This window comes from Streptomyces sp. NPDC055078 (assembly GCF_053607985.1).
The window spans coordinates 1-8,357 of sequence record NZ_JBSGUP010000359.1; the positions used below are offsets into that span (position 1 = coordinate 1).

Consider the following 8,357-nt stretch of genomic DNA (forward strand, 5'->3'; position numbering starts at 1 on the left):
TTCCAGGAGCCGGCGCCTGTCCCAGGAGCCGGCGCTTGCTCCAGGACCTAGCGTGAACGCTTGGCGAGCCGCTCCACATCCAGCAGGATCACGGCGCGCGCCTCAAGGCGCAGCCAGCCGCGCTGGGCGAAGTCGGCCAGGGCCTTGTTCACCGTCTCGCGGGAGGCGCCGACGAGCTGGGCCAGCTCCTCCTGGGTCAGATCGTGGACGACATGGATGCCCTCCTCCGACTGCACACCGAAGCGGCGCGACAGATCGAGGAGCGCACGGGCCACCCGGCCAGGAACGTCGGAGAAGACCAGGTCGGACATCTGGTCATTGGTCTTGCGCAGCCTGCGGGCGACGGCGCGCAGCAGCGCGGTGGCCACCTCGGGGCGGACATTCAGCCAGGGCTGGAGGTCGCCGTGGCCGAGGCCGAGGAGCTTGACCTCGGTCAGCGCGGTGGCGGTCGCCGTGCGCGGGCCCGGGTCGAACAGGGACAGCTCGCCGATCAGCTCTCCCGGGCCGAGGACCGCGAGCATGTTCTCGCGGCCGTCGGGGGAGGTGCGGTGCAGCTTGACCTTGCCGTCGGTGACCACATAGAGGCGGTCACCGGGGTCGCCCTCATGGAAGAGCGCGTCGCCGCGGGCGAGCGTCACCTCACTCATCGAGCCGCGAAGCTCCGCGGCCTGCTCGTCATCGAGCGCCGCGAAGAGCGGGGCGCGCCGCAGAACGTCGTCCACGAGTTCTCTCCTTGTCGACCTGCTCAGGGACCATGGCCCCCCATGATGCCGGACCGCGGCGTGCCGGTCCGGGGGACACCGCGCAGGACAGCTCGGCTGTGGGCGACCCCTGGCAAGTAAATATTCATGCGATCAATCACAACAAGTCTGACGCACTGGTGCACCTGTTCGTGCGGCAGGGGCCCGATTGGGTCCGGATTACCGGTGACCGGGGCGGATGTCAGTGGTGGACCGTAGGCTTGCCGAGTGTCCAATTCGCCGGTGAGAGCGCAGGCCAAGGGGGCTGGAAGAGTGTCCGGAAAGCAGAATTCCGCTGTGGGCGAACAGTTGCCGACCGGTGCCCGAAAAGCCGCACATCAGGCTGAAACGGAACCGAAGAATCCGGTCAGGCCGGTCTCCGCGCCCCCAAAGGGGCCGGTGTCGCGTTCGAGGCCGCGTTCGGTTCCGGACCCCGGCAAGCCCGAGTCCCGGCTCGCGATGGTCCGCCGGGCGCGCCGGATGAACCGCGAGCTGGCCGAGGTCTATCCGTACGCCCATCCGGAGCTGGACTTCCGCAACCCCTTCGAGCTGCTGGTGGCCACGGTCCTCTCCGCCCAGACCACGGACCTGCGGGTGAACCAGACGACCCCCGCGCTCTTCGCCAGGTATCCCACCCCTGAGGACATGGCCGCGGCGGCGCCCGAGGACCTGGAGGCGATCATCCGCCCCACGGGCTTCTTCCGCGCCAAGGCCAAGTCCCTGCTGGGTCTGTCCACCTCGCTCCGGGACAATTTCGGGGGTGAGGTCCCCGGGCGGCTGGGGGATCTGGTCTCGCTGCCCGGCGTCGGGCGCAAGACGGCGTTCGTCGTGCTGGGCAATGCCTTCGGGGTCCCCGGGATCACCGTCGACACCCACTTCGGCCGGCTGGTGCGCCGCTGGAAGTGGACCGAGCAGGAGGACCCGGAGAAGGTCGAGGCGGAGATCGCCGCCATCTTCCCCAAATCCGAGTGGACGATGCTCTCGCACCGGGTGATCTTCCACGGACGCCGTATCTGCCACTCCCGGAGACCGGCGTGCGGAGCCTGTCCGATCGCGCATCTGTGCCCGTCGTACGGGGAGGGCGAGACCGACCCGGAGAAGGCCCGGAAGCTGCTCAAGTACGAGCTGGGCGGGCAGCCGGGCCAGCGGCTGAGCCCGCCGCCGGACTACCCGGGCAGGCCCGCGCCGGCGCTGGGGGAGCGGCCCGTGGGCGAGACCGGGTGACCCGAGCCGGTACGGCCGGTCGGGAGGCGGCGGAACGATCGACGTGGTGCCGGGCGTTGTGGGGGAGGGGGTGCCATGCACGTAGGAGAAGAGACGTACGACCAGAGGTACGGCAGCGACCAGAGGTATGTCAGAGGCCCTGAGTGCGCCAGAGTCCCTGAGTCCGCAAGAGCCCCTGAGGGGGAAGGGGCCGAGGCGCAGGGCGAGGCCGGGGTGTTCGAGCGAGGCGGTGACGAGGCAGGGATGTCTGAGTTTTCTGACTTGTCCGGGTTTTCTGACTCGTCTGGGTTTTCCGGGTGTGGGAGTGGTGACGCGGCCGGCGACGGTGGTACGACCGCCCGCCGCCACATCCCCGGGCCCGGCCCCGCGACCGCCCGTCGTCCCGGGGCCGGGCGCGGCGACGCCGTCCGGCACCGCCATGCGCCCCCGCGCGGTGAGGTGACCGTCACCGCCGAGGGGCTGCCCGGCTGGCTCGATCCCGTCGCGCGCGCCGCGGACACCGTCCGGCCCCGCCAGCTCAGCAGCTTTCTGCCCCCTGCGAACGGCGCGGGCAGACAGTCCGCCGTCCTGGTCCTCTTCGGCGAGGGCGCGACCGGGCCTGAGCTGCTGCTGATGGAGCGGGCCGGCAGTCTGCGCTCGCACGCCGGGCAGCCGGCCTTCCCCGGGGGCGCCCTCGATCCCGAGGACGGCGACCCGGCCACCTCGGGGCCGCTGCGGGCGGCGTTGCGCGAGGCGGAGGAGGAGACCGGGCTCGACCCGGCGGGCGTCCAGCTCTTCGCGGCGCTGCCCAAGCTCTACATCCCGGTGAGCGGTTTCGTCGTCACGCCCGTACTGGGCTGGTGGCGGACCCCGAGCCCCGTCGGAGCGGTCGACCCGGCGGAGACGGCCCGGGTCTTCACCGTGCCCGTGGCGGATCTCACGGACCCGGCCAACCGGGCCACGACCGTGCACCCCAGCGGGATGCGCGGCCCCGCCTTCACCGTCGAAGGAGCCCTGGTCTGGGGCTTCACCGCCGGTGTGATCGACCGCATCCTGCACTTCGCGGGCTGGGAGCGGCCATGGGACCGGGGCAAGCAGGTCCCGCTGGACTGGCGCGCATGACAGGCTGACCCTCCGAACCCCGGCCGGATCGAACACCGGCCACGAGCCGGATCGACATCCGGTGATGAGCTGGACCGACATCCGGTGACGAAGGCGATGAAGGTGCGAGGCAAACCACGGTGAACGTGCTGGACATCCTGTTGCTGGTCGCCGCCGTATGGTTCGCGATCATCGGCTATCGACAGGGTTTCGTCGTCGGCATTCTGTCGGTGATCGGATTCCTCGGCGGCGGTCTCGTCGCGGTCTATCTGCTGCCCGTGCTCTGGGCCGAACTGACGGACGACCGTGAGGTGTCCACCACGGTCACGGTCGTCGCCGTCGTCATCGTGATCGTCTGTGCCTCGGTCGGCCAGGCGTTCACCACGCACCTCGGCAACAAGCTGCGCCGGTACATCACCTGGTCACCCGCCCGCGCTCTGGACGCCACCGGCGGCGCTCTGGTCAATGTCGTCGCGATGCTCCTGGTCGCCTGGCTGATCGGCTCCGCGCTCGCCGGGACGGCGCTGCCCACCCTCGGCAAGGAGGTCCGTACCTCCAAAGTGCTGCTGGGCGTCTCCCGGGTGATGCCCGCTCAGGCCTCCACCTGGTTCACGGACTTCTCTTCCGTCCTCGCGCAGAACGGGCTCCCGCAGGTCTTCAGCCCCTTCTCCGACGAGCCCATCAAGGAGGTCGAGGCCCCCGACCCGGCACTCCAGGGCAGCCCGGTCGCCGCCCGCGCCAAGAAGTCCATCGTCAAGGTCGTCGGTACGGCGAACAGCTGCGGCAAGGTCCTCGAAGGCACCGGATTCGTCTTCGGCGAGCGGCGGGTGATGACCAACGCGCATGTCGTCGGCGGCGTGGACGAGCCGACCGTACAGATCGGCGGTGAGGGCAGGCTCTACGACGCGACGGTCGTCCTCTACGACTGGGAGCGCGACATCGCCGTGCTGGACGTCCCCGACCTCAAGGCCAAGCCGCTCACGTTCGCCGAGCCCGACGCGCGCACCGGAGACGGCGCCATCGTCGCCGGATTCCCGGAGAACGGCGCGTACGACGTCCGCTCGGCCCGCGTCCGCGGCCGGATCAACGCCAACGGCCCCGACATCTACCACCGGGGCACCGTCCGCCGCGATGTCTACTCCCTGTTCACCACGGTCCGCCAGGGCAACTCCGGCGGCCCGCTGCTCACCCCCGAGGGCGAGGTGTACGGAGTCATCTTCGCCCGGTCGCTGGACGACCCCAACACCGGTTACGCCCTGACCGTGGACGAGATCGCCGGGGACATCTCGGCGGGTCTGTCGGCGGGCCAGGAAGTGGACAGCCAGGGATGCGCGCTGTAGCGGCCCGCGTACGGCCTGTCCGCGCCTGGGCCGGCCAGTCACTTGGTCAGCCCGCGCCTGGGTCGGCCAGTCCCTGGGGCAGCCGCCCCTGGGTCGGCCCGCGCCGGAAGTCAGCCCGCGCCTGGGGCAGCCCGCGCCTGAGTCAGCCAGTCCCTGGTGCAGCCCGCCCTGTCCAGCCCACGCCCGGGTCTTCTGTCGCCGTGAGGTGCGGCCCGTGGGATTGCTGTGGTGTGTGTCTGTGGTGTGTGTCAGTGGCGGGTGTGCCGCAATCGGGCGGATACCCAGCGGGCGCGCCGTCGCAGGATGCGGGGAATCCCGATCCCTTGCGCCGCGTGCTCGGGGCCCTCGCCCTGCGGGCCATCACTGTTGCGTGTGCTCGAACCATTGGCCGAGCGACGGTTGCGTGCCGCGTCACCGTAGTCGTACGTCCAGCCCATACCGGGACGTCTGCCCGTGGCCCAAGGTCGGTAACCGTGTCAGGGGCGGCCAATCGGCCTATGCGCCGGGCATTTGGATGTTCGTAGGACAAGCGTTCCCTGGTGTTTGAGAGGTGTACCGGGCCTGCCCGGTACACCAGGGTGGGAGCCCTCGGCGGCGGGTTGGAGGTACGCGTTTCTCCTGGCCGCGCGTTCGGCCCGGCCGACGCGACCTAGCGGTCGGGTTCCGGGTCCTTGAGCCAGTTGATCAGCTCCGTGGAGAACGCCAGCGGGTCCTCCTCATGCGGGAAGTGCCCGAGACCGTCGAAGAGCCGCCAGCGGTACGGCGCCTCCACATACGCTCCCGAGCCGGCCGCGCTGCGGGTGCGCATCGCCGGGTCCAGCGAGCCGTGCAGATGCAGCGTCGGCACCCGCACCGGGCGCTTCATCCGGCGGTTGAACTGGATACCGTCGGGCCGGGCCAGCGATCGCACCATCCACCGGTACGGCTCGATCGAGCAGTGCGCCGTCGACGGGATGCACATCGCCCGCCGGTAGACATCGAGCGCCGACTCGTCGGGCGGCTTGGGCCCCGACCAGTCGTGGATCAGCTTGCCTACCAAGGCCCCGTCGTCCGCCACGAGCTGACGCTCCGGCAGCCACGGCCGCTGGAAGCCCCAGACGTACGATCCGGCCCGGCTCTGTGAGAAGTCGGCCAGCATCGCGGAGCGCCACCGCCGGGGGTGCGGCATGGCGGAGACGGCGAGCCTGCGGACCAGCTTCGGCCGCATCACCGCCGCCGTCCACGCCAGATAGCCGCCCAGATCATGACCGACCAGCGCCGCGTCCGGCTCGCCGAGCGAGCGCACCACGCCGGTGATGTCGAGGGCGAGGTTGGCGGGGTCGTACCCGCGCGGCGTACGGTCACTGCCGCCCACGCCCCGTAGATCCATCGCGACCGCCCGGTACCCGGCGTCGGCGAGCGCGGGCAGCTGATGCCGCCAGGTCCACCAGAACTGCGGGAAACCGTGGAGGAGCAGCACCAGGGGACCGTCGCCCATCTCGGCGATATGGAAGCGCGCGCCGTTGGCGGCCACGTCGCGGTGGGTCCAGGGACCGTCGATGCGTACGGGGCTTCCATTACCGGATTCAGGGGCCGTCATGCTGATGAGCGTGCCACACCCGAGCGCCTCGTGTTGATCGCGCCGTTCCGGCCGGGAGGGGCGGGCCCTGCCCTGGCGGGGGACACCGAAGCCGCGGCGGTTGCCGAAGCCCCGGCGTCCGACGTCATCCCTCCCGCGACCCCGCCGGGACCGGGAGCCCGTCCTGCGCCGCCCGGGGGTGCGGCTTGGCGTTCTGCAGGACGGCCGCGGTCTCCTTCGCCGACGCGATGGACTTCTCCGGCGGCTTGACCTTCTTGAACTTGTTGATGGCCAGCCACGCCAGCAGGCCCGCCAGCAGCAGGAACGCCCCGCCCACGATCAGGAACGACCACGCCAGACCGAGGCCCAGATTGTGGATCCCGTACGCCGCCGCGAAGCTGAACACCGGCAGGGAGAAGAGCGCGAATACGCCCGCGATACTGATGGCCACACCACCGATCGCGCCGCGCTTGACGTCCTGCCGCAGCTCCGCCTTGGCCAGCGCGATCTCGTCGTGCACAAGCGCGGACATCTCGGCGGTCGCCGAGGCGACCAGCTGGCCGAGGCTGCGCTCGGCACTGGTGCCGGGGTCGCTCATCACTGCTCCCTGTCTCGTGAGGGTCGCCTGAGGTCGATACCTGTCTCCTGAGGCCGACGCTTCCCTGAGTCCGCCATCAGATCATGCCGGACCGGCGCCGTCACCGCGCGACGCCCCCGCCAGTTCCGCGAGACGGCGGTGTTCGGCGGCCTTCTTCTCATGGATCGCCGCCATACGCAGGTGATATTCGGGTTTGCCCTGCTCGTAGACGTCGGGGATACCGTCCTGGTCTTCGTCGCGCTCCTCGTCCTCCCACAGTGCCCGGTACTTGCGTACCCGCAACTTGAGGAGAATCCCCGCGAACACGGCAGCGATCAACGAGCCGATCAGAACCGCGGCCTTGACCTCGTCGGTGAGTACCGCGTCGCCCGCGAAGGCGAGTTCACCGATGAGGAGCGACACGGTGAAGCCGATACCGGCGAGCGTGGCGACGGCGAACACATCGGGCCAGGCCAGATCCTCGTTCAGCTCGGCGCGGGTGAAGCGCGCCGCGAGCCAGGTGCCGCCGAAGATGCCCACGGCCTTGCCGACCACCAGACCGAGGACGACACCGAGGGTCTCCGGCTGGGTGAAGACATCCCCGACGGCGCCGCCGGACACGCTGACGCCCGCCGAGAAGAGCGCGAACAGCGGGACGGCGAGCCCCGCGGACAGGGGGCGCACCAGATGCTCGATGTACTCACCGGGGGAGTGCTCCTCGTGCGGCCGGCGACCGCACCGCAGCATCAGGCCCATCGCGACACCGGCGATGGTGGCGTGGACGCCGCTGTTGTACATCAGCCCCCAGATGGTGAGCGCCAGCGGGACGTATACGTACCAGCCGCGCACGCCCTTGCGCAGCAGCACCCAGAAGACCACCAGGCCCACGACGGCCCCGCCGAGGGCGGCGAAGTTCAGATCGCTGGTGAAGAAGATCGCGATGATCAGTATCGCGAAGAGGTCGTCGACGACGGCGAGCGTCAGCAGGAACGCGCGCAGCGCGGACGGCAGCGAGGTGCCGATGACCGCGAGGACGGCGAGCGCGAAGGCGATATCGGTGGCGGTGGGGACGGCCCAGCCGTCGGTGGAGCCGCCGCCGACCGTGTTGACCAGCAGATAGACGAGCGCGGGCGCGGCCATACCGCAGATCGCGGCGATGACCGGGAGCGCGGCTGCCTTGGGTTCGCGCAGCTCACCGGCGACCAGTTCCCGCTTCAGCTCGACACCGGCGACGAAGAAGAAGATCGCGAGCAGTCCATCGGCGGCCCAGTGCTGGATGGAGAGGTCAAGCCCGAGGGACGCCGGCCCAATATGGAAGTCGCGTACGGCCTCGTAGCTGTCGCCGAGCGGGGTGTTCGCCCAGATCAGCGCGGCGATGGCGGCCGCGAGGAGAAGTACGCCGCCGACGGTCTCGGTGCGCAGGGCGTCCGCCACGAAGGTGCGCTCGGGCAGCGAGAGTCGGCCGAGGAATTTACGGGTGGTGGGCGCGGGCATGGTCGGGGAACCTCCGGTCGGTCGGGCAGGGCAAAGCACATGCCGACCAGACTTCCCGGCGCACCTAGGTTTTCTTATCGCGTCGTTGACGCATTCCTTACTTTACCTAACGTACGCAAGGGGCTATCCGGCGATCGTCACTTTTTCTTACCTTAGGGGCATAACGGGTGCGTGGCAGGCGTGGAGCCGCCAGTCACCTGCCGGGGAGCCCCCGGGAGCCCGGGGAGCCCGTTCAGCACGGGGCCGGGGTGAGGTCAGGGCGGGCCGGTGCGAGCGGGGGCCAGGGCGAGCCGGTGCGCGGCAGGGGCGGGGGCGCGGGGCGGTGTCGGTGCGCGGTTTCGGTG

The 8,357-nt window shown here is 70.3% G+C and carries 8 protein-coding genes; 3 read left to right on the forward strand and 5 right to left on the reverse strand.

Translation table 11 applies throughout. From position 1 onward, the window contains the following. Window positions 1-47: 47 nt before the first annotated feature. A complete protein-coding gene (locus ACWF94_RS25810; RefSeq protein ID WP_453493051.1) occupies window positions 48-722 on the reverse strand; it encodes a Crp/Fnr family transcriptional regulator in 675 nt (224 codons plus the stop codon). A 417-nt stretch (window positions 723-1,139) separates the two neighbouring features. On the opposite strand from ACWF94_RS25810, the gene nth reads away from it, so the two are divergent. The 3 genes from nth to ACWF94_RS25825 all read left to right on the forward strand — a co-directional run bounded on the left by nth (window position 1,140) and on the right by ACWF94_RS25825 (window position 4,384). After that, window positions 1,140-1,964: an endonuclease III gene (gene nth / locus ACWF94_RS25815; protein WP_453493054.1), complete on the forward strand. Its 825-nt coding sequence runs from the start codon at window positions 1,140-1,142 to the stop codon at window positions 1,962-1,964. Window positions 1,965-2,402: 438 nt separating this feature from the next. Then, window positions 2,403-3,065 carry an NUDIX hydrolase gene (locus ACWF94_RS25820; protein ID WP_453493057.1) on the forward strand — a complete coding sequence of 221 codons (663 nt, stop codon included), beginning with the start codon at window positions 2,403-2,405 and terminating at the stop codon, window positions 3,063-3,065. A gap of 119 nt (window positions 3,066-3,184) precedes the next feature. Further along, entirely contained in the window at window positions 3,185-4,384 is a 1,200-nt protein-coding gene (locus ACWF94_RS25825; RefSeq protein WP_453493060.1) for a MarP family serine protease, read from the forward strand. A gap of 248 nt (window positions 4,385-4,632) precedes the next feature. Here ACWF94_RS25825 and ACWF94_RS25830 read toward each other — a convergent pair whose 3' ends face one another. The 4 genes from ACWF94_RS25830 to nhaA all read right to left on the reverse strand — a co-directional run bounded on the left by ACWF94_RS25830 (window position 4,633) and on the right by nhaA (window position 8,013). Continuing rightward, entirely contained in the window at window positions 4,633-4,821 is a 189-nt protein-coding gene (locus tag ACWF94_RS25830) for a hypothetical protein (protein WP_453493063.1), read from the reverse strand. Between the two features lie 212 nt (window positions 4,822-5,033). Next, window positions 5,034-5,963 (reverse strand): alpha/beta fold hydrolase, encoded by a 930-nt coding sequence (locus ACWF94_RS25835; RefSeq protein ID WP_453493066.1) that lies wholly within the window; start codon window positions 5,961-5,963, stop codon window positions 5,034-5,036. A 124-nt stretch (window positions 5,964-6,087) separates the two neighbouring features. Further along, window positions 6,088-6,540 carry a phage holin family protein gene (locus tag ACWF94_RS25840; protein WP_453493069.1) on the reverse strand — a complete coding sequence of 151 codons (453 nt, stop codon included), beginning with the start codon at window positions 6,538-6,540 and terminating at the stop codon, window positions 6,088-6,090. Window positions 6,541-6,621: 81 nt separating this feature from the next. Beyond that, on the reverse strand, window positions 6,622-8,013 hold the full coding sequence (nhaA, locus tag ACWF94_RS25845; protein ID WP_453493072.1) for a Na+/H+ antiporter NhaA: 1,392 nt from the start codon (window positions 8,011-8,013) through the stop codon (window positions 6,622-6,624). Window positions 8,014-8,357 lie beyond the last annotated feature (344 nt).

Excerpts from the sequence above, each read along its gene's own strand:
- ACWF94_RS25830 (WP_453493063.1), bottom strand. The coding sequence starts at position 4,821 with ATGGGCTGGACGTACGACTACGGTGACGCGGCACGCAACCGTCGCTCG.
- ACWF94_RS25835 (WP_453493066.1), bottom strand. The coding sequence starts at position 5,963 with ATGACGGCCCCTGAATCCGGTAATGGAAGCCCCGTACGCATCGACGGT.
- ACWF94_RS25840 (WP_453493069.1), bottom strand. The coding sequence starts at position 6,540 with ATGAGCGACCCCGGCACCAGTGCCGAGCGCAGCCTCGGCCAGCTGGTC.
- nhaA (WP_453493072.1), bottom strand. The coding sequence starts at position 8,013 with ATGCCCGCGCCCACCACCCGTAAATTCCTCGGCCGACTCTCGCTGCCC.